25 protein-coding genes are annotated in these 25,261 nt (G+C 40.7%); 2 read left to right on the plus strand and 23 right to left on the minus strand.

What is annotated here, in order from left to right; translation table 11 throughout:
* Positions 1–238 precede the first annotated feature (238 nt).
* The 17 genes from LMF89_RS00095 to LMF89_RS00170 form a co-directional block, all read right to left on the minus strand.
* A complete protein-coding gene (locus tag LMF89_RS00095) occupies positions 239–2,272 on the minus strand; it encodes a methyl-accepting chemotaxis protein (protein WP_229533308.1) in 2,034 nt (677 codons plus the stop codon).
* 626 nt (positions 2,273–2,898) lie between these two features.
* The gene (locus tag LMF89_RS00100) at positions 2,899–3,360 is read right to left on the minus strand and encodes a chemotaxis protein CheX (RefSeq protein WP_229533309.1); all 462 of its coding nucleotides are present in this window, start codon (positions 3,358–3,360) and stop codon (positions 2,899–2,901) included.
* A gap of 738 nt (positions 3,361–4,098) precedes the next feature.
* Positions 4,099–5,211, minus strand: coding sequence for a M48 family metallopeptidase (locus tag LMF89_RS00105; protein ID WP_229533310.1), 1,113 nt, complete (start codon positions 5,209–5,211; stop codon positions 4,099–4,101).
* A gap of 316 nt (positions 5,212–5,527) precedes the next feature.
* Complete coding sequence (locus tag LMF89_RS00110; RefSeq protein ID WP_229533311.1) at positions 5,528–6,052, minus strand: hypothetical protein; 525 nt, start codon at positions 6,050–6,052, stop codon at positions 5,528–5,530.
* Positions 6,053–6,113: 61 nt separating this feature from the next.
* Positions 6,114–7,142, minus strand: coding sequence for a DUF3829 domain-containing protein (locus LMF89_RS00115; RefSeq protein WP_229533312.1), 1,029 nt, complete (start codon positions 7,140–7,142; stop codon positions 6,114–6,116).
* 421 nt (positions 7,143–7,563) lie between these two features.
* Positions 7,564–7,701, minus strand: coding sequence for a hypothetical protein (locus LMF89_RS00120; protein ID WP_229533313.1), 138 nt, complete (start codon positions 7,699–7,701; stop codon positions 7,564–7,566).
* Positions 7,702–7,749: 48 nt separating this feature from the next.
* On the minus strand, positions 7,750–8,475 hold the full coding sequence (locus LMF89_RS00125) for a hypothetical protein (protein ID WP_229533314.1): 726 nt from the start codon (positions 8,473–8,475) through the stop codon (positions 7,750–7,752).
* A 103-nt stretch (positions 8,476–8,578) separates the two neighbouring features.
* Positions 8,579–9,496 carry a DUF2167 domain-containing protein gene (locus tag LMF89_RS00130; protein ID WP_229533315.1) on the minus strand — a complete coding sequence of 306 codons (918 nt, stop codon included), beginning with the start codon at positions 9,494–9,496 and terminating at the stop codon, positions 8,579–8,581.
* 449 nt (positions 9,497–9,945) lie between these two features.
* The gene (locus LMF89_RS00135; RefSeq protein WP_229533316.1) at positions 9,946–10,542 is read right to left on the minus strand and encodes a WD40 repeat domain-containing protein; all 597 of its coding nucleotides are present in this window, start codon (positions 10,540–10,542) and stop codon (positions 9,946–9,948) included.
* A gap of 109 nt (positions 10,543–10,651) precedes the next feature.
* Entirely contained in the window at positions 10,652–11,263 is a 612-nt protein-coding gene (locus LMF89_RS00140; protein WP_229533317.1) for a transposase, read from the minus strand.
* Between the two features lie 47 nt (positions 11,264–11,310).
* The gene (locus LMF89_RS25595; protein ID WP_255710832.1) at positions 11,311–11,433 is read right to left on the minus strand and encodes a hypothetical protein; all 123 of its coding nucleotides are present in this window, start codon (positions 11,431–11,433) and stop codon (positions 11,311–11,313) included.
* A 113-nt stretch (positions 11,434–11,546) separates the two neighbouring features.
* The gene (locus tag LMF89_RS00145; RefSeq protein WP_229533318.1) at positions 11,547–12,038 is read right to left on the minus strand and encodes a hypothetical protein; all 492 of its coding nucleotides are present in this window, start codon (positions 12,036–12,038) and stop codon (positions 11,547–11,549) included.
* Positions 12,039–12,073: 35 nt separating this feature from the next.
* Positions 12,074–12,598, minus strand: a complete 525-nt coding sequence (locus LMF89_RS00150; protein ID WP_229533319.1) for a hypothetical protein — start codon at positions 12,596–12,598, stop codon at positions 12,074–12,076.
* 7 nt (positions 12,599–12,605) lie between these two features.
* Complete coding sequence (locus LMF89_RS00155) at positions 12,606–13,028, minus strand: hypothetical protein (RefSeq protein ID WP_229533320.1); 423 nt, start codon at positions 13,026–13,028, stop codon at positions 12,606–12,608.
* Positions 13,029–13,072: 44 nt separating this feature from the next.
* Positions 13,073–13,522 carry an Hsp70 family protein gene (locus LMF89_RS00160; RefSeq protein WP_304622588.1) on the minus strand — a complete coding sequence of 150 codons (450 nt, stop codon included), beginning with the start codon at positions 13,520–13,522 and terminating at the stop codon, positions 13,073–13,075.
* 28 nt (positions 13,523–13,550) lie between these two features.
* The gene (locus tag LMF89_RS00165) at positions 13,551–15,797 is read right to left on the minus strand and encodes a J domain-containing protein (protein WP_229533321.1); all 2,247 of its coding nucleotides are present in this window, start codon (positions 15,795–15,797) and stop codon (positions 13,551–13,553) included.
* 29 nt (positions 15,798–15,826) lie between these two features.
* Positions 15,827–17,110: a DUF4240 domain-containing protein gene (locus LMF89_RS00170; protein WP_229533322.1), complete on the minus strand. Its 1,284-nt coding sequence runs from the start codon at positions 17,108–17,110 to the stop codon at positions 15,827–15,829.
* An 881-nt stretch (positions 17,111–17,991) separates the two neighbouring features.
* Between LMF89_RS00170 and LMF89_RS00175 the strand changes: the two genes are divergently transcribed.
* On the plus strand, positions 17,992–19,152 hold the full coding sequence (locus LMF89_RS00175; protein ID WP_229533323.1) for an IS110 family RNA-guided transposase: 1,161 nt from the start codon (positions 17,992–17,994) through the stop codon (positions 19,150–19,152).
* Here LMF89_RS00175 and LMF89_RS00180 read toward each other — a convergent pair.
* The 5 genes from LMF89_RS00180 to LMF89_RS00200 all read right to left on the minus strand — a co-directional run bounded on the left by LMF89_RS00180 (position 19,074) and on the right by LMF89_RS00200 (position 23,807).
* Positions 19,074–19,508: an SMI1/KNR4 family protein gene (locus LMF89_RS00180; protein WP_229533324.1), complete on the minus strand. Its 435-nt coding sequence runs from the start codon at positions 19,506–19,508 to the stop codon at positions 19,074–19,076. The genes LMF89_RS00175 and LMF89_RS00180 overlap by 79 nt on opposite strands.
* Before the next feature lie 289 nt (positions 19,509–19,797).
* Positions 19,798–20,160 carry a hypothetical protein gene (locus tag LMF89_RS00185; RefSeq protein ID WP_229533325.1) on the minus strand — a complete coding sequence of 121 codons (363 nt, stop codon included), beginning with the start codon at positions 20,158–20,160 and terminating at the stop codon, positions 19,798–19,800.
* Positions 20,161–20,449: 289 nt separating this feature from the next.
* A complete protein-coding gene (locus tag LMF89_RS00190; RefSeq protein WP_229533326.1) occupies positions 20,450–20,959 on the minus strand; it encodes a hypothetical protein in 510 nt (169 codons plus the stop codon).
* A gap of 469 nt (positions 20,960–21,428) precedes the next feature.
* On the minus strand, positions 21,429–22,892 hold the full coding sequence (locus LMF89_RS00195) for an IS1182 family transposase (RefSeq protein WP_229533327.1): 1,464 nt from the start codon (positions 22,890–22,892) through the stop codon (positions 21,429–21,431).
* A gap of 63 nt (positions 22,893–22,955) precedes the next feature.
* Entirely contained in the window at positions 22,956–23,807 is an 852-nt protein-coding gene (locus tag LMF89_RS00200) for an RHS repeat domain-containing protein (RefSeq protein WP_229533328.1), read from the minus strand.
* A gap of 136 nt (positions 23,808–23,943) precedes the next feature.
* On the opposite strand from LMF89_RS00200, the gene LMF89_RS00205 reads away from it, so the two are divergent.
* Positions 23,944–24,384: a hypothetical protein gene (locus tag LMF89_RS00205; protein WP_229533329.1), complete on the plus strand. Its 441-nt coding sequence runs from the start codon at positions 23,944–23,946 to the stop codon at positions 24,382–24,384.
* A gap of 384 nt (positions 24,385–24,768) precedes the next feature.
* Here the strand turns inward: LMF89_RS00205 and LMF89_RS00210 are convergent, their stop codons facing one another.
* The gene (locus LMF89_RS00210; RefSeq protein WP_229533330.1) at positions 24,769–25,224 is read right to left on the minus strand and encodes a DUF4274 domain-containing protein; all 456 of its coding nucleotides are present in this window, start codon (positions 25,222–25,224) and stop codon (positions 24,769–24,771) included.
* Positions 25,225–25,261 lie beyond the last annotated feature (37 nt).

Consider the following 25,261-nt stretch of genomic DNA (forward strand, 5'->3'; position numbering starts at 1 on the left):
AGGCTACAATCAAATTGTTGTTGGCCTGTTATAATTCTCCATATAGTATAACATCTTTTAAATCAATCTTTCCAATGAATACGTGGATGAATCATGCTATATTATATTGTTAGTGCTAATATTTCAAAATAAACGTCTCAACCCTAGATAGAAGTATTTTATGATTTACATAAAGTACTTTTTATCTAGGGTTGAGACTTGTTTACCTTAGGGATTCTTATCTTTTACATATTCGGAATTAGACTCGGAATTTTGCAACCCCCTCTTGCAGCGTACTGGCCAAAGAGGCTAAACTGTGACTGGCAGAAGCAATTTCCTGCATGGATGCAGATTGCTCTTGTGTTGCAGCGGAAATAGTCTGGGTTTCTGCCGCATTCTCTTTGCTTACAATCTCGATTTCGTGAATCGATCCTACCAAGGTCTGACTGCCATCAACAATCTGTTGAATGGCCTCGGATATTTCTTTTATCTGCTCGGAAAATTGAATAATGGACTCCACGATGATAGTAAACATTTCTCCCGCGGAGTTAATAACGACAATTCCATCTTTTACCCGTTCCAAACCAGATTGAGAAGCAGCAACAGCCTGCTCCATATTGATCTGATTCTTCTGAATTACGGCCCCAATCTGCTGCGTGGCTTGATTAGACTGCTCTGCCAGCTTTCGAACCTCTTCTGCTACCACAGCAAAGCCTCGTCCATGCTCCCCAGCCCTTGCAGCTTCAATGGCAGCATTTAATGCTAATAGATTCGTTTGGCTGGCGATTGTTGAGATCAGATTTACCATTTCACTAATTTCTTGCGATCCTGCAGCAAGCTCCGTAATTGCACTTTGTACCGCTGCCGAACCGTGGCTAATATCTTGCATTTGAACAATTGCTTGCTCTACAGACTGTTTTCCTTTTTCAGCCTCTTGGGATGCATGTGTGGCAATTTCAGATACGCCTTGGGTTGTTGTTAATATCTGTTCCGTGTTAGTCGACATTTGTCGTGCTACAGCAGCAATACGATCCGCCGAATTTGCCTGTTTTTCCGTACCGTGTGCAATATCAGTAATGGAGCCCGCTATTTGATTAGCAGCATCTGCTGAATGATTTGCACTGGCCGTTAGCTCTTCACTAGAAGCCGCTACATGCTCCGCCTGAGATTTTACATTGGTAACCAAAACACGTAAATTGCCTCGCATATCTCGAAAGCCTTTTGCTAATTGACCAATTTCATCATGGGAAAAGACTTGAATCTCTTGTTCACTAAGATCCCCATCTGTTAGTATCAAACATTCATCTCGAATGATCTGAATGGGTTTTGCAAAACGCTTACTCAAGAATATGATAAATAAGATGGCAATAATAATACTTACAATTGAAATGACAATCATCATATACGCCAAAGTAGTAATTTCTTTGTTTACTTCCGCTTTTGGCGCTGCCACTGTCATAATCCATTTAGATCCATCGGGCAATGGAACAGGCGTAAAAACTCCCATCTTTGTAATACTATCAACAAAACTATAAGATCCCTCCATCTGCGTACCTGTTTCATTTACGGTTTTAAACAAGGAAATTAAGCGATCGTCTAATTCTTTTGTCGGCAAATTCAGTTGAGGATTAATTTGTTTTTCGTTTAATTTTAGTTTGCCTATCATTTCTGGGTTCCTAGGGTATGCAATGACGGTTCCTAAATGATCCGTCAAAAATCCATAACCAGTTTCCTTAAACGTTATACCTTTTACTAACTCTGTAAGTCTGTCTAGTGAATATGTCCCTCCCAGAACCCCTGCCAACTGACCATTATTAAAAACAGGTGTAGCTAAAACTACGGATAGTTTGCCTGTTGTATTAGAGACTAAGGGGTCTGAAATAACGGATTTTTGAGTAGTAAGTACCTTTTGAAAATATTCCCGGTTATTATATTGACCTGTAGAGTTGTCTGAACGAATCCCCGAACCGTTTAGTGAAATAAAAAAAATCGCATCAAAATCGCCTATACGCTTTTGTGTTTCTGCCATAGCTTGAACAATTTCTGCTTTATTCGTACCATTCTTAATACGCTGGGTATTGGCAAGATCATCTAAGCGAATCAGCTTTTCTTGTAAGTCAAATTGTATTTTATTAGCATAATCCGTCCCAATTGAAGCCGCCGTTTCATTTACACTATGAATCAAAAATTTATTTGATAAATAATAACTAACACTAGATAATATTCCAAATGATAAAATAAATAAGGGAAGCAACATAATTAAAAATCTAGTTTGAATACTGGTTACTTTCATAAGATGAGCCTCACTTTACAAATAATAATATTTCGTCACTCAAATTTTGCAGCATAGCCTGGTGATAGTAACTCTTTAGGAATCACCAGTAATATGCATTTGGATAGTACCTTGACCAATCACCCCCATTTCTTTGCAGATGATGAATGTAATATAAAAATGGCATTTAGGACTTCACTTTCATACTATGTACACAGGAAATGACCTAAAAAAGCATATAGACAAAGCCGATAATGTAACATAATAGAATTGTGTTACATTACCAGCTTTTATGTAAATCTAATAAATACTAACAGTATAAGGGGATTGTTTTATCATAAAGAATAGAAAACCTTGATAATTCCCCTTAGTGAATTGCAATCCTACACATTAAATTATTGAGTTAATTTGAATAATTACAATATTCGTCATATTTTTTAAAAATATTTGTAAATTATTATAGAATTTGTAAGAAAAAAAGGATTTATCTAGAAAAAAGCGTATTTATATTAATGTTGTAACACAATTCTATTGTGTTACATCTTTAACATGTAATACGCTTTGTCCTTCTTAGAGTAAGGACCTGCGAACAGAGCGAAGCAATCCCCTACTTGTTAGGAGATTGCTTTGCTCTGTTTTATTGCTATTTATCCAGCATTAAGGCCGATGGCCATTTCTATGGGGCAATTGTCTACAATCATTTCAACCGCAATATACGTACTATTACAAACTGCAACTTTCCCATTCCCTTGAAGAAATGAGGGAGGATTGATTTTTACGGTAAATCCAATCTGATTTAAAGACGTAGATGCATGAGAAACAATCATGTTGACCAGCTCACAAATTGCACTTTCAGCCATCTCATCAATCGTATCCATCGTTACTCGCCTTAACATCACTGAAGAAATGGTTTTAGCCGTCTGCTCGGTCATATTAAAAATGATATTTCCATCACTTTGACTGCTCATACCAACTTGTATACTAACACCTAGACTATCAACAAATTGTTCTTTCGTAAAGATTTTCCCTCTGACAATGTTTGTAAATCCGACTTTAGGCACCACGCCTATAAAAGCACTTAGAAAAGGGTTAATAAATTTAGCATCCAAACTACTGTCCTCCCATTATGTAGTACATTTATTTTAAATTTTTCAACTTTATAAATAGCTCTATACTATTTATCAGCAAACATATTAATCTAAAGACTAAGAATAGACGGACAAATAATCATCCTTACTGTTAGAATAACTCATTTGAAAAATTATTACCTCTTCTAAAAGGTATAGATCTTTAAAATAGGTTGAATAAATAACAAAAAATAACCGTCTGTACCCATTATTTGCATTAGTACCGATTGTCAAGATAAAAAAGGTAACATGAATAATGGGTTCTTTATGTGAATTATGTTTGCTCTAAATTTTTCAAATTTTGAACTCCCTCGAGTAAAAAGAGTTATATTCTTGGCACTACTCTCGTACAATACATTATGCGAATAGAACCATCTTAATTATTTTTATTATTAAAATCCGATATTGATAAGGAGGATTCTAAATGCTTAGCACTGTCTGTGGTTGTTTGACAAATTCACCAAATACTACGAATGCATGCATAGGCCACATCCCTAAGAGTTCTATTTATCTTAGTCGTACATTAAAAGGCCTAACTCCTGATGGCAGATATGTACATCTAATAAAAAACGGTAGAGTAACGTACCATCCAGGTTACTACACTATAGACGGAAGATTATTGCAACCCCACACATAAAAGGGCTACCACACTAAAAAAATAGTGCAGCAGCCCCTCTACTCTTCTATGTAAGTGGTCTTAAAAAATGCGTAAAAAACGTTTTATTTTATTTCATTTAAAATTCTTACAAGTTCATCTGCGCCTGTATCAGCAGGGCAAGGCTGTACGATCGCTTGCTCGCCAAGTCTTATTACACCATCGTCATTATGAGCTTGCGCGAGAGATTCATTATTATGATAAGCGGCAGCCAGATTGCCAGCGATCAAATAGCTGCGTTCAATCCCACTCATATTGGCGAAAGCAGCTGGTTTCATAAAGGATTTGTTGTTTATTTTGATTTCACCAGTAGCAGCATTGACAGTGACTTTCTTATTGCTGTACTCGGTCAACTTTTTAGAATAATTATCACGTCTTTCTTTTTCCCCTGGATGGGTGGAAGGATTTAGAACATCATCAAAAAGACCTTTTGATCCGCCACTGCTCATTTTGTCGATTACACGCTGCCATACTGCTGCCGGAGCGCCGGGATTGTAACCAGCATCAGTGATATAGGAAAAAGCGATATTGTCAGATTCCCATTCATTCGGCTTGGTTATGCCAACCGCCTTGGTATTGGTAGCCACTACATCAACAGCTAATTTGCTGCCGCCACTCATTTGTGAACCAGCAACCTTTTGGACAAAATCGACTGTCAATTTCTTTTTAGCACCATTTATTGGATGATTCTTTTGTCCGTGGACCAGTTCGTGGGCAACAACAGCTGCTATCTTATCTTCGTTATTATCGAAAAAAGAAAATACGCCAACATTGACAGAAACATTATGTCCCAGGCTGCAAAACGCATTGAATGCCGTTTGGGGGTTGATAAAATAATTGTATGGCTTGTCTTGTATTGACGGCTCAGTTTTAGCAATCGTGCTTGTCAGTTTTGTCATAATGCTGGCAAGTGTTGCATTAAAATCAGGGTCTTCGTTAACACCTTCCGATGCTTTAAGTTGTTCAAAAAGTTCATTTCGTCCATCATTTTCATAGTAGTCAAGAGATTTTTTTATCTCGTCTTGTTGCTTAGCAGTACTAATCACTGTGCCTCCGAGTTTACCAATATTAATGGCTTCAGTTTTTGTTGGATGAAACAAACCTGTAGCCAGTGAAAAACAAAGAGTCAAAGTCCCTGTTCCCAGCACTGCCTTACGAAAAAAAGTTCTTAAATCCAATTGAATAACACCTCTTTTTATTTTTTTTGCTAAATTAAACAAGCCTCAGCTGCTTCCTTTATCTAGGATAAAACATTTTGCGAATCATTGCCTCTGCTAAAAGGTATAGATTCCCAGCATTTTTAAAGGAAATCAACAGAAATCTATCGATTTAGTCATCAAAAAACAACTGGCTATACCAAAAGTTAATATAAGGCGATATCAAGGAATTATTTTTTGAACGTTGATGATGTATTTTGGATTGATCTCGGTAGCGGTTTTACACCATGTAATAGTTTCCGTAGATGTAAATTTACAATCTTGAGCCTCTAACTCACTAGTCTTTCTTTTCTTTCACTTCGATTTGAATTATAGAATACTTAAAGCCTTCATAAATTGCTAGCCCATAAAAAAGTAAGTCCATAGGGCTAAATGTTTTTTCTATTATATTTATCAAGACTTGAACATTCATTTGGGAAATTACAGATAGTATGGGAGTACCATGATTGCTAGAAATATCAAAAGCCACGGTAAGAATATTTCCTCCGAGACATCCTATTAATGCCAAAATTGCACCAACCACGCCAAAAACCATATCAACGCCTTTGCCCATTATTCTTACACTATAGCCAACGAGAAGGCCCACACCCACAGCCATCCAGCCTATCTGATAGCCGGTCATCTCCGTAATCACTGCCCATGTAATAGCCCCAACAAGAGCTGCGATACCTCCCCCTATAATACCTTTGTAAATATTTTGCTTTTCTCTCATTTCCTGTTTATATGACTGAATTGTAGCCTCGTTTAATGATCGACGCTCTATTTCCAGTACCCCATTTTGATTAGTTGTTTCAGAATCCATTTTTATCTCCTCCGTACAATATGATGATTTCATTGCATATAACTTAAGTTATTTGATTCTCTTATTCAGATATACTATTATTATATTCATCAACAAGCTGCCCCAAGCGGCGTCTGAATTCGCCTACAGGGTAGCTGCGTCCGCCAGTGGTAAATTTTCCGGTATTTTCATTTTTAACCTCAGTAGTCCCTGCTTTAATCATGTTCAGGGTGTCTGTCGCCGCTGTTTGCATTCCTTCGGTAGTGTTTACAAATTGGATTAAAAATGGGACTTGGTCTGCCGAATACCCCTCTTTTTTCAGTTGATCTTTGTCTTTATAGATCTTTTTCAATTCTGATACATTTGAGTTGAATTTATTGTACACTTCTTCATATTGTGCCAAATCAGCCTCTAAGAAGTCTTTTCCTCCGCTTTCTAACGTATCAAACATATGGCTTATTTCTCTCCCGCTTAATAATACACTTAGTGCATAATAGTGTATGTTAAATCCTTTTTTCTTAAGACCAGGTAATTCTGCGCCTTCATGTTCAACTATTTTTGGATAAAATGCAGTTGAGAAATCATCAGCTGCCTCTAACAACTCTCTATAACTTAAAACCATCTTTTTATGAAGTTCACGTCCTTTGGCAAAATTGTCCTTTTCATACTCTTTATCGGCATAATATAAAGTAACATCTTTAAAATATAGCTCAATAAATGCATCTGTCTTATCGCATAACGTTAACATTTTAGCATCAATTTCTCCATAGCTAGGTCTATCCGCCTGATATTTGCGTGGCAGCTTGGTGTGGCGCTCCTTATGAAACCCATAAAGACTTTTTTCCCCTTCTCTTTCCGCCGTCGGAAACAATATAAAACCGCTAAATTCTTTTTTTATATTTATTTCTTCGCCTGTACCAAATTCATTAAAATAGAACTTAGCAACACCGCTTAACCAGCCCTGTTTAAAATTTAAAAGTTCGATATAGGAATTAAACTTCTTTATATCATCTCCCTTTGTGCTGCTATTGCTCAAGTTATTTGATATATTTGAACAAGCCGTTAACAATAGGCTCATACAAATACAAATTAGAACTACTCTTATTTTCATTTCAATCCGCATTCCCCTTTATTGGTAAATTTCTATCTTCGGTATCTGCTAGTTTCCCATTTCATTACCCCATTTTTCTCTCTTTTTCTTATGCTTACTGTTAGGATAAACCATTTTGGGAATCATTACCTCCCCTAAAAGGTGTAGATATCGACATTTTTCACTAAATATGCTAATTTTTAGTATACTTCTAAAAAGTAAAAGACTACGTTTTTGTCGGTCAGACAAAAAACGTAGTCTTTTACTCGGGAAGCAATGGAACTCGATGGACTGAAACACTCGCTTCTGCACGGCAAGATTGACCGGTTACTATTTTAAGAGGAGTGCATGCTTCGGGGCTATCAGGCCATTTTTAGGGTTTGGTTTCCCAAAAGGCAACAAAGAAAAGTACCGACGTATGGAAAACACATTTTAGGTGCTATTAATCATTTTTTAAACGATCGTAAATACTCGTTATCTCTTCAACGTAATTGTGATACTCCACTTTGGTAACTACCCATTCTTCTTCTGTTTGCTGCCTAATTTTCAGGATTTTCTCGTCCATATATTCCCTGGTCATGAACTCTACCTCCTCGCTTATACCTTATTTATGAATAGCATTGTTAGCCTACAGATCAAGCGTAATTTCTGTTTTTCTAGGTTCAACACTCACGTAATCCAGATTGAGGAACAGAATGGTCGTAGCAACGGTATAAAATGCAGCAATGATGTCGATCAGGGTATCGGTAATGATGCTGATACTACCAGGCAAGGAGGTGGATAGATAACCGATTCCAAGACCAATTCCTCCATTAATTGAAGCAAGGACAAACACGATGCCAAAGGTTTTCCACCAGCGTCCTTTGACTAGTGATTTACTATAATTAAGAGCTGTTTTTCCGCCCAGTTCGCGTAAGGCAACAATTTGTACAATAAAAATATAGTATATAGACCAGATTACACCAGGTATGATCAGTAAAAAAGTCAGCCCTAAAATGATAATCCCGCCTAGGATACTGGTTGTTAAACAACTGCCCCATCGGGAGAAAGCTTTGCCTAGCGCTGCCCCCCAACTAATCGGCAGGTTATCATTGTTTTGAATTGCATGATCAACAACCACGGCGATCCCCATCATTGCAATCACACCGAATAATCCTTCCAGGATTTTGATTACGTTCATAAAATCCTGAAAACTGTTCATGTATCCAACCACCATATACAGAATGATATTGATAGGGATATACACAATCAGTGTAATCATGACAATGGCTTTAAATTGCTGAGAATAGATTAGCCACCCTTTGGCTACCACATCACTAAAACTAAATTCTCTTTCCTGTATTGCTTTTAACATGCAGACACCTCTTTTGGCTTATTTGAATCCACCAATATTCTTCCATCTTGCATTTCTTGCCAAGTGGGAAGACATATCTATATTGGTGGATTTCACCACAGAATTACTCTTCCATCGTTCCTGACGTCTCATTATCCTTTTCATTTTTCTTTTTTCTAAAATATTTCACGACCAATACGCCTAGTGCTCCCACACCGATTACAATGAGCTTTATGAACTTAGCACCAAAAGCAGCAATCATAGCCAGCACTCCCAGCTTCTTAGCTGCCACGCCCGTAATTAAGGCTGCCAAACCATATTCAGCAATATGATCTGTTACAGAATTAAATTCTTCATACCGCTTTCCAGGCACAAATTCTGTAGCTGCCAGCAAGTTTTGTGCTACTGATTTCTCTGCTCCAATATTTTTTAAATCCGTAACTAAGGTAAGTGTCAAATATCCTTCCCGACCAAGAGCATAGGTATTGTAATTGATTGTTCTCTCCCTTTCCCCTCTTGTCTTAAGTTCTATGGACCAGACAAGATAATGACGAGCGGCATCATATTGAGGTTTTTCTACCCACCCGGTCACGGTCATTTCGGAAAGCCCTTTTTCTTTTCGCTCTTTATTGTTTTCTTTCGTCCCTTCTTTGAGACTGGTTAATAGTTCTTCTGCATCCCATGCTTTAGCATCATCATCTTTGATATAACCGGATTTTGTATAGTCAATGGTTACGATCCAGTCCTCATTTTCTTTATCCGATATGATGAAACCAACCATTTCAGGGCAGTCTCCGTTTCCCATACTCTTCATGACTCGGCTGGCCTCAGGTTGGGGAATAAATGCATAGTGCTCAGGGATCTGAATCTGGGCTTGATCGAGCAAGCTGATCTTCGCAGGCCCTGCAATCTGAACGTTCAGAGCCGCCTCCCAGGCAGCTTCCTGCTCTTTCTGGGCATTGCTGTTTTGCGCTGCTCCGGCTACACTAGTAAAGCTTAGTAAACAAATGATTATAAAAATACTACCGATATATTTCCTCACGTTATTGCTCCTCTTCAGCCTTTTTGGTAGAATCACTTTTCCTCCCTCTTTGAAAATTCCCCTTTATTTCCAACATATTCCTTACCAGATTCAACCATTACCGTTAGGATAATACATTTCAATAATCATTTCCTCTGCTAAAAGGTATATATTTTAACAAATTTTATTAAATATATATACTTTTTTACATAATTGTAATTAAAATAGCAAAAAACTACAATTTGCGACAAACCCATTACTGGTATTCTTCAAAAATTGTAGTTTCATTTTTTGTAAATTTAGGTTTATCCGATAACTACAATTGGCGATGGAGCGAAAGCTTCATCGCCAATCAAATTCTCTTTAGGAAACGCCGTATCAGCGATGTTTTTTTCGTTATACTTCGTCAGCCGCTCCTAGCAGACTCCTTCCAGTATCGTCGTCGCGGGCTTCCCTGCCCAACAAAAAAATCACTCGTCACTCCGGGATTTCCACCTAAACTTTCCTAAATCATATTCGGAGACATCCCATATCTTAATATATTTTTCTCCCCCTGCTGCTATATAGCGCCCATCAGGACTATAGGCTATGCCTCTTCTCAAATACTTTTCGGGATGCGGCAAGGTTCCGGCTAATAGATGATTCCTTGTATTCCAGACTTTTACAGAACTCTCGTCAATAACAGCTAGATAACTGCCATCCGGACTGTAAGCCATGGCATTTTCGTAAACGCCATATCGCAAGGGCAGGATGCCCACTAATTTCCAAGTAGTAACATCCCATATTTTAATAAACCTGGCTTCATCAAGACGAACAGCGGCAGCAAGATGTCTGCCATCCGGGCTAAAGATAACATTTGGCAAAGCATAAGGAGTTACTTCCTCGCTATGAAGGTTTAACTCTTTTTCTTGCGCCAAAACTTTATGCAAATTGCCTGTAGACACGTCCCAAATGCAAATGCAACTATTGTCTTTCTCTCTTCCAACCATTGCCAGATATCGCCCGTCCGGGCTGTACGTTAGGTTACCTCCCCCTGTCCCAAGAGGTCCTTTGATAATTTTTGTCATCTCCCACGTTTCCGTATCCCATATTTCAATTATAGAGTTAACAGTTTCTTTTTGAGAAGCCTCAACATGCAAGGAAGCGACGGGACGGTTCGTCTGCTTCTAAGATATGTTATGCCTTAAAAATAATACTTTGATGTATGCCAGTAATTCTTGCTATTTGCCGTTGTGTTGCCCCTCCTATATTTTTCATTTGCCTTAAGACCTCATCTCGCCTAGGCTTTGCCATAGCCTGTAATTCTGCTAAAGATTGTCCCTTAAGTATCATTTGTATCTCTTTATATATACTTTCATCGCTTTTCTTTTTCAATTTTATCTCTATTTCAAGAAACTTATTATCACTATTTTCTTGCTTCATGTACTCCTTAAATTTATTTCTCGCAGACTTTTCATTCTCTGCGAATATTCCTAGTATAAATGCAGTATTAGTCAATTCTCCTGGATATTCCGATTGATTATAATAGGTCTCACAACTGCTCCATTTATATTCCTCTGGCTTTACTACCATTTCTGCTTTTACTGGATTCTTATGTATATATCGTAATACACTTAACAAGTATTCATCAGTTTCTACAGCTTCGCTTTTATATCGATCCTGAAACACGTGCCCTGCTCGGTCATATTTCTTGTTATACCACCACGCATAGCTTACCCCTATTCGCTTCATAACGGATGACATCGTTTCTTCTTTTTCATGCAACAACAAATGAACATGATTACTCATTAGGCAGTAACTGTATATTTCAAATTTACCTATACTTTTAGCACGATTTATTGCTTGTAAATACGTGAATAGTCTTCTTCATCATGAAATATATCCTGACGATTTATTCCTCGAACCATAACATGATAGATACCACTTTCACTTTTCTCTCGTGCGCATCTCGGCATCACATTTCACTCCACTATCTTTTTTAAATTAATTTTAGCATAAAAAAACAACAGGAGCAATAGAACCGTCCCCTTGCTTCGAATTCGAATTCAGTATCCATGATATTACCCCCACACTACCAGTATTTATTCTTCAATTTATCATAAATTCCCATCAACTTCACTTCGCCACTATATTTTAACACCACATTGGTAACTACCCATTTCTCATCCTGATAAGCCAGGATAAATATGTAGCGCTCGGTGTCCTCATGCTTAGGGGAGGTGCATTTTTCGGCTTCTTCCTGAGTGGCAAATTCTTCATAATAGCTGATTTTGGCAATTTCCAGTTTCCCAATATACGGGTTAATCAAGGAATCATTTTTCCGAAGATCAATGGTGTAATCAGGACTGAGCGTATAGTGGATTCTCTTCCAGACAGGCGGCTTTCTTTTATTAAACTCAAAAATCTGCTGATTCTTTGCTTCATAGGTAGCAAGAGCCTTATCAACCTCCGTCCTAACATACTCCTTAAATGAATCTACGGCTTCAGCCTCACTTGGCGCAGCAAAGGCTAGGTTGGAGAATGCCAATACTAGAACTAAGGTTAACAGTAACACTTTTTTCATAGACATCTTCCCTTCCATTTCCTCGCTAAGAATACCTAATGCAGATAACCCACTTTAGGCTCAATCTTCAATACATCATAAATGCTGTTTGTTTTCAGTTCGCCGTTATATTGCAACTCTACTTTAGTGACTACCCATTTATCCTCCTGATAGGCAATGCTAAATGTATAGTGTTTGGTATCCCGATATTTGGGTGAAACACATTGTTCAGCTGCTTCTTTGCTGGAAAAATCCTCATAATAGTTGACTTTATCAATTTTTAGTATTCCAATATATGGTCTAATCAAAGAATCGTTCTTGCGAAGATCAATATCGTACTCGCCATTAAGTGTAAAGTGTACTATGCGCCAAAATGGCGGTTTTAGCCAATCAGGTGGTTGTGGCCTATCTATTATAAAAATCATCTGATTATTCGTTTCATAGCTAACCAATGCCTTTTTGACTTCCTTGTCCACATAGCTCTTAAATGAAGCTATAACTTCCGACTCACTGGGCGCAGCAAAAACTAGATTGGAGAATGCCAACAACAGGACTAATGTTAGCATTAACACTTTTTTCATCGGTACATCATCCTTCCGTTTTTTCTTTTACCTTTACTAATCTGTCGCCAAATCTTGACCACTCTCTAAGCCGTTCCGCTGCCTCAGGCGACAGCACTCCCGGCTTTATGCAAGGCAAACGCCTGACATTCTTAAGCTTTGTTGCCTTTTTGCCGGCGTTGAGTACCTTAAGTATCTTTCTGGCAATCTTGCCTTTTTTCACTATCTTGGCAACCCTTACAAAGCCGCCAACAAAAGGTATGCCTCCCAATAACGATATTCCTGCGCCTAAGTAATCGCCCTGCTTTACCGCCAGTCCGGCCTCGCCGATCGCCGCTGCCGTGCTTATGGTTAGCGACGGTATAAACCCGGCCACGGCAAGTCCCAGTTCCGCCCAGTCTTCGGCTGTCATTTTATTTTCTTCGTCTGCTTCCGCTTCCTCGGCTGGCACTTCTTCCGGCTGCGGGCACGGCGCTTTGTTCGTCCCTTCCAGTTTTACCGGTTTGCCATAATGATCAGCCGTTCTATCTTCAGGCCGGCCAGCTCGCCGGCCCGCTTGGTGGCTCGCCGCTGGGCGTCATTGAAATAGGCGGGCACACTGATGACTGCTTCGGTGACCTCTTTCCCTAAAAAAGCCTCCGCGTCCTGCTTTAAAGACCGGATAACAAAGGACGAGAGCTCTTCCGGCAAAAAGGGGCGAATTCCCAGGTGCAGCTCCCTGCGGCTGCCCATATAGCGCTTGAAGGTAGCGGCTGACAGCTGCGGATGCGTCACCAATCGCTCCTTGGCAATCTGCCCGACAAGAATTTGCCCGTCCTCGCCCAGACTGACCACCGAAGGGGTCAGCACACTGCCCAGCGCATTTGAAATCAGCACTGGCTTGTCGCCGTCCCAGTAGCAGGCGAGGCTGTTGGTTGTTCCTAAATCAATTCCCAGTATCGTCATGTATGTTGCCTCCTATATCCTAATAGCCTCACCAAAGCGATCTCCACCCTTCCTTCACCATTCGCCAGGCTTCCTTCACATAATGAGCAGTCGCCCGCCTATGCCCTTTCGACGCTTTATTATAGGCGGCATCAGCATCCTTATACCAGCCCACTTCATAATAGCAGTCCCCCTGGCGTAACCAAATATCAGCAAGGAACGCACGAATTTCTTCGTTATCGCTATCGCCAAACCAGCTCTCCGCCTGTTTACAGACGGCTATTGCCTCCTGCCATTGGGAGAGCACTATGTAGTGGCCTGCCAGTCTCTCCATTGTCAGGATGACCAACTTGCGGATTTGCTCATTATCACTCTCAATAAACCACTCTATCGCCAGATTGCCGACGGCAATGCCAGCTTCCGGCTGCTTCGCTTTATCGCAATACAGCGACTTATTGCACATGGCCCGGGCGACCTCCAGCAAGATGTCCTCTTCCTCATCGTCAGGCGAGGGAGGGGCGGTCGGCAATCTGTCAGTGCCAGCAAACTTGTTGATCAGACGGTCGCAGGCGGCGATTGCCTCCCCCCACCGCTCCAGCTTTTCATAATGGGTAGCCATCGTGCCAAGCGCCAAGGAGACCACCCACAGGATTTGCCCATCCTTACTGTTCTCAAACTGCTCCGCCGCCTGACTGCCGGCGGCTATCGCCTCCTCCAGCCGGTCAAGATCGGCACAGCAAAGGGCCTTGTTCCTCAGCGCCCAGGCAACATTAAGCCGGATGGTTTCATGCTTGCTTTTAAGAAATTTATCAATTACCTGATTGTAGGCGGCCAGCGCTTGCTCTGTTTTCTCCAGTTCGGTATAATTCCTGCCCTGATTGACTATGATGGAGGAAACCGTGGCGCGAATCTCGGTGTGTTCGCTCTTGCCGAACCACTCGATCGCCTGTTCATTCAGAGCTATCGCCTCTTCCATCCGCCCCAAGCTGGCATACAAAACCGACAGATTACCCATCGCATCTACGACCATTTCGGCAATGCCCTGCTCTTTGCTCCCTAAGCCTTGCTTGATGCTCTCCAAAAACCGGTCAATGACTCGAGTGTAGAATTCAATGGCCTCTTGCTCATCCCCCTTCCTTTCATCAATGCAGCCTCGATTATACAACGCTCTGGCTACATACAACTGCACATCAGGATATTTGGTGTTTTCAAACCGGCGGAGCAGCTCATCGTAAGCAACCGCCTCCCGCTCGTCGTCTCCCCGCAGATGATAGCAGACACCCTTATTAAAGAGTACCCGCGCTAAAATAACCGGATTCTCCGCCGCATCAAACAAAGCGAGGAGCTCGTCACACAGACTGATGATCTCCGCCGGATCGGCCTCCGCATCACGCATACCCAGGATATAGGCGAGCCAGTCTTCAGCCACCGACATACGTGCCCGCCAGTCACTTCCCGGCCGCAGCTCCGCCCTGCACATAATCTGCCACAGTTCCTCCCTGGCCTCACCTTCTCTGTCTGGGTCGCCCAGCTTTTTCACGCATAGCAGCCGGTCTGCCGCCGCTTGGACGACCTTGTACCGAAACGCATCTACCTCGCCAAACAAAGCGACAATCCGGTCATAGCACGCAATCGCTTTCTTGGTATTTCTCATAGCCGTATACTGCCTGCCCCGGCTCAGCAGTGCATCGCATACCCGGACGCCCAGCGGCACATCGCCGCGAACCCGGGAGCTTAGCCAGTTGCCGCCATACTCAAGCATCGCTATCAGCTCATCATTATCAAACAGCTCGTCCAGCTTATCTGGCTCGATCCAGGCAAACAACTCATTACAGCCTGTCCATGCCTCATAGGGCAAGGGTAGCTGTTCCTTTAGCAAGCGCAGCACCTCGTCATGCAGCTCAGGAGCCAGGCTTAGCGACCATTCTTCTCCCTTGAGCAGCCGCTGCCATTCGCCAGGATCGCTGCGCCGCGCCGCATCGGCGCACAGCGATGTCAATAGCTCCATGAACCGGCCTGCCGCCGGCTCCCGGGGCAAAGACGGCGCGTCCGCCCATCGCGCCTGCCGCAACTGTTGCCAGAAGAGCTGCCGAACCGGCTCCCCGTATACCTCCCGCACTGCTGCCGTTTCCGCCTGGCTCAACGCCTGCCGATAAGCCTCCTGCAGCTTGCTAAACTCGTCCGGATCCTCCTCCGGATGAAATACTTTGAGTTTACTGGCATACGCTTGTTTGATTAGCCGAATATTACCGGTTGGCTCAATGCCTAACACTTCCCAACACTTCATCTTGTGCATCCTTTCGCTTCCTTTCTACTAGTGCTTCATTATTGCAGGGTATTGAGCATCCCTTTTACAATAGGCCGCCAGGCGTCTAGCGTCGAGTGGTGGCAGGTGAAGGTGCCAATGCAGAGCTTGCGCTTTTTCCCTACCGGCAGAACAAACACCAGGTTGTAAGTTCTTGTGTTATTAGAGTCAACAGCAGTAAATTCAAACAGACGGAGCTGGTCACTACACGGTTCCTGGCTGTCGCTGTTTAACCAGGTAAGCTCAGTTCTGTCCATGGTTACAACCCACTTTATGCCTTCTGTGAATTCATCGATATCCTGCCCTCTTCGCAGCGGCGGGTACAAGGTAAACCCACAATTCGCTGAGCGGTGTTGATCACCATAAATACAAGTTGGCTGGTCAAAATCCTGCTCTTGCTCAGTCCACGGCACAAACCAAGCCGGGATATGCATTTGCAGTTGTCCATCCCACAAGGTGAGCGGTCTAAATTGCCAAATTTCCTCTTTGACATAGGTTAGCCGGCCTGCCAGAATGCCTTGGGTAATTTCATCTTTGCTAAAGTCTCGTTGCTTGGCAGCATCAGTATGGTTAACTGCTCCGCTTACCGGCAGCACCTCGTCCTGCTCACTGTCATCATCGCTATCGTCATCACATTTGGCAAGCAAACGGGGGAAAGCTTCTTGCCTCATGGCTTGATAGTGCGCCTGGTCGCGATCATTGCTTGCCCAGCCAAAGATGGCATTGTCGATATCCGGGTCAAGCACAATGCCATCTTGGCATTCGGCGATTTGCTGTTCATCAAGCCCATAAGTTTCCATTTGTTCCCAGATATCATCATAGGCCTCATAGGCCTCATCATCGTCTTTGCCCTTCCCTTGTTTTCGCAGCAAAGCCCACATGGGGACTGCCATCAGGCATTCAAAGTCAGCGAATTCATCCGGATTTGCCACCTCAGCCAGATTATCCGGGTTTGCTAGGGCGCTTTTGTATGTCCTTTCGCCTTCGCCGATCAGCCAGGGCCGAAAGTATTCAAAACCGTCGTCAGTCAAAAAGCCGTCGATAATTGCGGCAGCCGTAATGAGCTTGGAGCGGTCTGCCAATTGATGATAGAAGCGATAGATGGCGTAAAAGATACCGATATCCTGGTCAGAAAGCTGGCTGAGCGCTTTAATCAGCAGTTCCTCATGTATATCCTGATCGCCGCCGGCTTCTTCTTTGGTCTGCTCGATCAGCCACCAAAATAGAGCGGCATTCATACCGACAGGCTGCATGTCAACTCTTTCGTTACCGCTTTTACTGTGGGTCTTAGAATCAACTAACAAATGAATCCCTCCTCATAAAAATAACTTATACTATGTTGTGCTAACTTATAGCCTACCGTATGGGCAGCTATACGGTCCGCTGCCTTGACTGCGGGTCCTGCTCTCCTAGTAACCCACATGGCTGTCCCACTCAAGACCACTCCCGCTATGCCGCGCGGATATTCGCTGGGGAGATAAAGCACGCGGCTTCCCACATGCGTTCCTACCGTTGAAACAATATCACCGTCTCGCATACGGTTGATAAGCATGACGCGGGGACGGTGGATGCGTCTTATCAGCCTTTTTCAACAAGCCCTTACTTACTCCGCCTAGATATTGCTAATAGATAAACTTCGTCCTTTTAGATTTATCTTGCTCTACTCCAATGCCCTTTTTTATAGGATAAATCGTTTTAAAAGTTATTACGTCTAGCAAAAGGTATAGATTACCAAATATATTAAAATACATTCAACAAAAAGAACCGTCTCACCTTAGAAAGGAAAGACGGCAAAGAAATTCTTACAGGAACTTACCATCTCCTGTAAAGACGTGGGAGAGGTGATTCTGTCTTATTAACCTTGATACATATACTCTACTATACTAAAACTTAAAATGCAGTGATACATTTTTAAGACACTATATAGTACAGAAGGGTTATCCATAAGGGATTAGAAAAACTCCGAACAATCGGCTTTTGTGTATAATGGGATGGAAGGATATGAATGTCCCTGTCCCAGGGAGGATTCTTTCTATACCCATACGCGAGACAATTCATCCATTCCAAAGCATTTACGTTTTAGCTGGTTGGGATCTTCTATTCCCGCTTCACGCGCAAGGATGTAATCTTTGAAATTGAAATGGATAATCCTTCAATTCTATTTTTTCTGGAGGTTGAAAATGCTATGATCACAAACTGCCCAGTTATTGGTATTGATGTTGCCAAGGATTTTTGTTTTTACGCTGCCGCCTCTCCTAACGGTACACCCTTTTTGAAGCCCTTCAAAACCCTAAACACCAAGCAAGGCCTTCTCTGTGCTCTGGAGCAAATAAAAAAAGTGGGAGAAACGTTTCGTAGTAAACCGGTCATCTCCCTAGAATCCACGGGTCACTACTCAGCACGTATCGTCCACTTTTTCTTAAAACAGGGGTTCGAAGTCTTCCTCATCAATCCCCTCATTTCTCATTCTATCAAAAATTCCCTCGTAAGAAAAGTCAAAACCGACTCCGTTGACGCATTTGAATTAGCTAAATTACTCTTTCTTCAGGATTTCCATCCGACCTATATCCCCAGTGATACATTCGCAAATTTGAAGATCTTGACTAGAACCAGATATCACCTTGCATCTCAACGAACCACGCTTTTAAATCAATTGGTTGCTGCTATCGAACAAATCGCACCCTTGTTTCCTAAAGTCCTAAATCCTGCATCATTAACCGCTCTTACACTACTCACCACATTTACCTCTCCAGCAGAATGGTTAAAGGAGGCAAATCAACAAGCAATCCTATTGCTATTAGAAACCTTACCAAGACAAGGTAAAATTTACGGGAAGAAGAAGTATGAAGCCTTGTTGGAATGTGCTAGGGATGCTCAAGTTACGGGGATTGACTTAACAGCCCATGTTACTACCGTCCTATTTTATGCGAATGGAATGCTATTTATCGATAAGCAGCTCAAAACTCTTGATGATCAGATTAACGAAGTAGCAAAGCAAATACCTGAATTCACCTTGTTGAAAAGCATACCTGGAATAGGATTTACTTTGGCGTCAATGATCTTGGGAGAAATTGGCGACATCAATCGGTTTACTAATGCCAAACAGCTGGTGGCTTATTGTGGGATGGATCCATCTGTGCGGCAGTCAGGTAATTATGGAAACAAAGGGACAGGGACTTTGTTTCATACCTTTATCATTCTTTCTTATTCTGAAACAAAGTCCCTGTCCCTTGTAAGATATATATACAACGTCTCCAATGTCCAGTTTTATTCGAGAAAATCAGGTAAATCTCTAATCCATTCTTCAAATGTGTCAGCATACTTTTCCACGCGAGAATCCTCATGATAGTAATAGTACACAGGTGAAGATGGGTTTTCATCTGAATTCAGACAAAAATAGTCACCATTTCCTATACCATAGAATGGCATCATCTTTGGATTCCAGTTACCACCTTTCATTTCAAAATCATATACTAGTTCAATGCTATCGTTCCCGTTTGTTCTCCCAGTTGATACATTGAATATATCACCCGGAAAAATATAGGTTGACATTAACTCAATAAAAGATTTAAATTCATCACCAAACTCACAATTGAACTTTATTCTCAACACATCCCAGTCCCCTGAAGTTGGAGAATCTAGTTGCATTCCTTCTTCCTCTAAAATTTTATCTAGAATTGACTCAATTTCATTCTTTGTCATTATATCATCCCTCCTTAATTATCAAATTCCTTCTCCTGGCAGAATATATTCACTACCTCGTTGTTTCCAGTGTTCTCTTATTTCCTTTGTCCTCTGCTAACAGTTCCTACTGCCAAGCCTGTAGTGGACTTTCACCACCAAGTTATTGCCCATTCTGGGCAAACTGAAAAGAAGGTCAACGGATTTTTGTCCGTTGACCTTTTGACATTATAGGAAGGTTAGCGGTATTCCCCTTTAACACTTTTAACAGATTTTCATCCCATTCCGTGACAAGGAACTGTCATCTAACTCATTCTAACTTTACATTCCATATTAATTCTATTTGCTTATTCATTTCTTTACTAAAGCGATATGCTTCAATCGGTTCTCTAGTATCATGAAAGAATAATCCAACTAAGATGTTATTTACGGGTTTACACACGATACAAGACACTTCCCCTTGTCCCCATATGCTAGGCATTAATTGTCCTTCTAATGAATCATTCAATGCCTTTATAGAGTTTTTATCACCAAATAAAGTATTAAATAAATCTATATGATTTAATTTTTCTTTATGTCCAAGCATCTTCACTTGATCGTTATCTAAGTTTGCTATAACGGAGAAAAGAATATTGTTATTATCCATAAGTTCTTTTATTTTTGAAGTTATCATCTTCTCTCTTCCCTTCTAAACTATCTTTGGGGACCTAGGTCAAGCCATACTCCTGGTTCGACCTCAGTTAATCTTTCAGGTGACTCAGAATCACTGAAAACGACGATTTAATAGATAATATTGTCCAATTGTTAATTATTCACGAGACAAACACCTGAGAGAAAAAGAGGCCAATGGATTTTTGTTGTCCGCTGACCTTTGAAATTACTGGAAATTGTTGATATCCCGTCCCCTTGACAGAACGGAACAAGAAATTTGTCCCGCTGCCCCATTCTGCTATCTCATTAAATTATACTATTTTATATCCCTGCTCTAAAAGCTGAGTAACTGATTTAGATATATATTCTTTATACTCTCTACCATTGTTAGATATCTCCAATTTAGGTACATTTTTTCTTATCCATTTGCATAAATATTTATACCATTCATCTAAACCACTATCTTTTAAGATTTCTTCTCCATTGTCATTATAGAACTTAGTCTCAACCCACAATCTTCCTCTTGAAACTTCTTTAGTACCTTCTCTAACAATGGTCCTGTTAAATTCTATTACAGGTGACTTAATAGAATCTATATACTTTATTCCTTTTTTTGTTTCAGAAATAATATACTGCCCAAATTTTTCATTATAGATATATACTGAGAACCATCCCTTTCCTGAAAATGGTTCAGGTAGTGCATCTATTATTTGCGGCAACTCATTATCTCCTTCAAATAGCACAACTCCATCTTTTCTAACAAATTCAAAGAACTTCTCTTCCGTTTCCTTATCCATAAGGAAATTAATTTGCTTACCCATTTTTCCTCCTTCTACTTATCATATGGATGATATTTTATTCTAGCTCCATTATAATCTTTTGACCCTCTAATATCTCTAATAGCCTTTCTTTCTCTAGATACTGGAGAACCGTATTTTTTAGTACTCCTTCCTACTTGATTAATTTCCACAACCCTACCTTGACTATCTAATGCTACAACATCTGCATATCTATTGTTTTTAAAACCACCGCTAGTGTCATACTTGCAGAAACAAAGGGACAGGGACTTTGTTTCATACCTTTATCATTCTTTCTTATTCTGAAACAAAGTCCCTGTCCCCATGTTTTTCTATTGACGAGGTTGCCACCGGCGTCGTATAAGACACTACCACCGTCAGACCGTGTGAAAAGTAATCCCTATGTTACTGAAAACAGCCCAAATTCTAGACTGCACCAACAAAATAGATTCTAACTAGCTCAAGAGTTTTATAAAAAAGAAAATCAGTACTTTTATGCAAGTACTGGTTGCCGTTTTTCCTGTAATCGTCTTATTAACTCCTTGATTCCAAGTATATTCATTACTCGTTTTAGGTTATACGCCAAAAAAGACAACGAGATTTCAGCGCTGACGGAAGCCTTTCTTTTCGTAAGAAAGTAATAGGCTCCCCAGCTTCTCTTTATCGTTCCAAATGGATGTTCTACAATCATCTGACGTTGTTTGTATTTTTCCATATTGAGTTCTACCGCTAAATCAATGGTGTCTAGAAAATCTTGATCAACATGGCGGCATATAGTCCGGCCTTTTTTGCTTTTGGTACAACGTGTCTTACATTCGCAATTTTTACAAGCCTCATAATTCCTGTATTCGGGACCAATGATTCCTTTATCTTTTCTCGTTCTGTTCCTATAATAATAAAGTTCTTTGCCAGCAGGGCAAATATATATCTTTTTATCTTTATCATATTGAAATTTATCAGTGTAAAAGTCCTTATCTCCTGTTCCATTCGAATAGATTTGTTTGGTAACATAAGGAGTGATTCCATTCTCTACGCATTTTTTAAGATCACTTGCTTTGTAGTATCCCTTGTCAGCCAATGCCTCAAAATCTTTACCACCAAATAACTTTTTGGCGCGAAGTGCCATATTATCTAATTCTCCTAAATCGTTTGGCTTCTGCGTTACTTTAAAATCTGCAATTAGTTTATGCTTGGCATCTACTGTCGTTTGCACATTATAACTTACATCTACATTGTTATTATTGTTGCACATGAGTCGTGCATCTGGATCAGTAGTTGATATTTCATTCTTTTCGCTTTGAATAAGCTGTTTTTGATAGGTTTCATATTTTTGCTTGCGGCTCTTAAGTTCTTGGATTCTTTTCTCTATTTCTTGGGCAGTTGGCTTCCTATCAGAGGCTTCGACCAGATCGCCATCCTCTAGTTCCTGCATGTATTTTTCTATTTTTTCATCAATATGTTTTATATTTCGTTCTAGTTTTTTTGTACTATAGTTGTTACGTTTTGAATTACATGCCCGAAACTTTGAACCATCAATGGCAACTAATTCTTTACCAAATAAGTCCCATTGGTCGCAAAGCTTAGAAAACTCTCTAAACACTAATTTCAATGCTTTTTTATTATCTTTTCTGAAGTCGGCGATTGTTTTAAAATCGGGCTTTAATTTCTTCAAAAGCCAAATTACTTCAATATTTCTTGCGGCTTCCTGTTCCAACCTTCGAGAGGATCGTACTCTGTTAAGATATCCATAGAGATATAGTTTCAGCAGATCTCTGGGATTATATGGCGGTCTTCCCGTGGATGAGCAAAGAACTTTTTTAAATTCAAGTTGTTTCATATCAAGCTGCTCTACATATTCTTCTATGACACGAACCGAATTCTCTTCACTAATATAGTCATCTATGCTTTCAGGAAATAATATGGATTGGGTTCTTTCTTCGCCTTTTATATAGCCCATAAATCCACCTCTTCATTATCTGAATTTATATCTATATTTTATCATATTTGTAGATTTATGTAATTATTTTTGCTGCTTTTCACACGGTCTGCCGTCCCCATGTCTTCCCATAAACTGTACTAGGCGCCCGTTCTCTTCCATCTCATAGCGCAGTCCTTCGGCGTCATAGCGGTTCACTTGTGTTTGACCGTCGACAGTTTCCACTTTGGTTGTCCGGTTGAAGCCGTCGTAACTGTATCGCTTATCGCCGTCATGGAGTAAGTTTCCGGCTTTGTCGTACTGATACGGTATGCCCGCACCTTCCCGTTCCAGGGAAGTCAGGCGGTTTCTGGCGTCGTAGCTATATTGTTCTTCTATGCCATTTATTATGCGCCGGCTGCGGTTGCCGGCTTTGTCATAGAACAGTTCCTCAGAGCACGCGGGGTATTCCACCTTGACCACCTGGTTGAGGTTGTCGTATTGATAGCTGGTCAGGCCGTTATGCTGCTCTTTATGAGTCCGGTTGCCGTTGCCGTCGTACGCATACCGATTCTGCACTATCGGCTTGCCGTTCAGTAGAACCTCTAAGCCGACAATATTTTTATCAGCGTCATAGGCATAGCTTGTCCGCAGGGCTGCGCCATTCTGCAGGGCTTGTATTGTTCCATCCGGGTTATAGTCATAGCCTGCAATTCTATTTCCATTTTCGTATAGGTCTGTCAGCAAGTCAAGGGAATTATAGGTATATTCCGTCGTTTTGCCGGTAACATCAGTCTGCCTGATCTTGTTGCCATTCAGGTCATATTCGTACGAGAGCAATCTTCGGCCGCTGGCCGCTTTCTCCTGTAGCCTTCCATCGGCGTAGTAGCGATAGCCGTAGCGCATGCCCTGGGAGATGGCGGCTTTGAGCTTGCCGTCGGGGTGGTATTCATACATTTCTCTTAGGCCGCTGGAGCGTTCTAATTTTTCGGTCAGGGCGTCATAGAAACAAAGGGACAGGGACTTTGTTTCATACCTTTATCATTCTTTCTTATTCTGAAACAAATTCCCTGTCCCCATGTTTTTTACTACTGTGCTAAATTCAATAAAGTCGATGAAGCCCGACGATAGAAACGCTGAAATAAGAGTAGCAGGTGCTCATCCAATAAGCACCACCATCATGCTGTTAAAAATAATTACCGCTTATGATTCCCAGACAAAGAAAGATAAGGAATTACTACAATTTGCCCATGATATGGCTGTTGCTATCGAAAGTAAAGACCCGGTTACTATAATAAATAAATTTCAGGTAATCAAACGCCAGCGCCCCTTAACTAATGATGAAATTGCTGCCTTAGTTGCTTTAAAAAATAAGAGAAAGCAAAATGAAGTAATCAAGTGCGCCATTTCGATTTTGTTGGGCGAAGATGATGCTGCCAAAAAGATGCTGACCGAACTGCCAGAAGAGGATCGAAAAGGGATAACGAATTATCCAATATATAGGCTGTTAGCCAATGATACGGTTCTCCCCTGACTAATCTTAAGCGAGCATGTTACTTTATTGAACATGGCACCAATATCATGCTATGGAGTATTCTTTTATAGTCCAATCAATGCTATGCAAGTATTTAAAAAGGAATCTAGAGAACTACCGACGGGTGAGTAGTTACTGCAATACTGCCAAGACTGCGGTAATGGATATGGGGGTAGCTGTCCGCTTTGTGGTGGGAATGAGTCGAAGTCATTCTGATTCACGAGATTTGATTTTCATGGATTATCAATAGGTGATATTATCTAGTTCAATTTTAATCATGAGGCGACACCTGAGAGAAAAAGAGGTCAACGGATTTTTGTCCGTTGACCTCTTGACATTACTGGGAATCTTGGCGATAGCCCCTTACCATTTCTTTAATTCTATTTATAATTTAGGAATTTTCACCTCATTTCCATTTAATACTTCTAAAAGTATACTTGGAATATCGCTTCTCTTCTTTTTGAGTTTCAATATTTGTATCTTAGTTAACGGTGGATTAAAAGCAATATTTTGCAGGTTAAATTTATTATTTGTTATTTTATCGTATAAATCTATTAAAAATTCTTTCCATTTAGTCGAATTAGATGATATAAACCCCTGTTCATCTTCTAACATGCGATAACCATCAGCACTATAAAATAATAAAAGTGCCGTTCCTAAATCACAATTATCATTATTAATAATGATATTAGGAATATCAAAACCATTATTCCAGTTATAATTACCAGCAAAAATATGAAGTAATATAGAATTATCCATTCTTTCAATCTCTTTTCTTACTACATCTATATCCTCCTCATATAAAATATCTTGTAACCATCTATATTCAGCATCATCCATTAAATAAACTCACCATCCTTTTTCTAAAATACAATAT

The organism is Pelosinus baikalensis, from assembly GCF_020819555.1.
Taxonomy (GTDB): Bacteria; Bacillota; Negativicutes; order DSM-13327; family DSM-13327; genus Pelosinus; species Pelosinus baikalensis.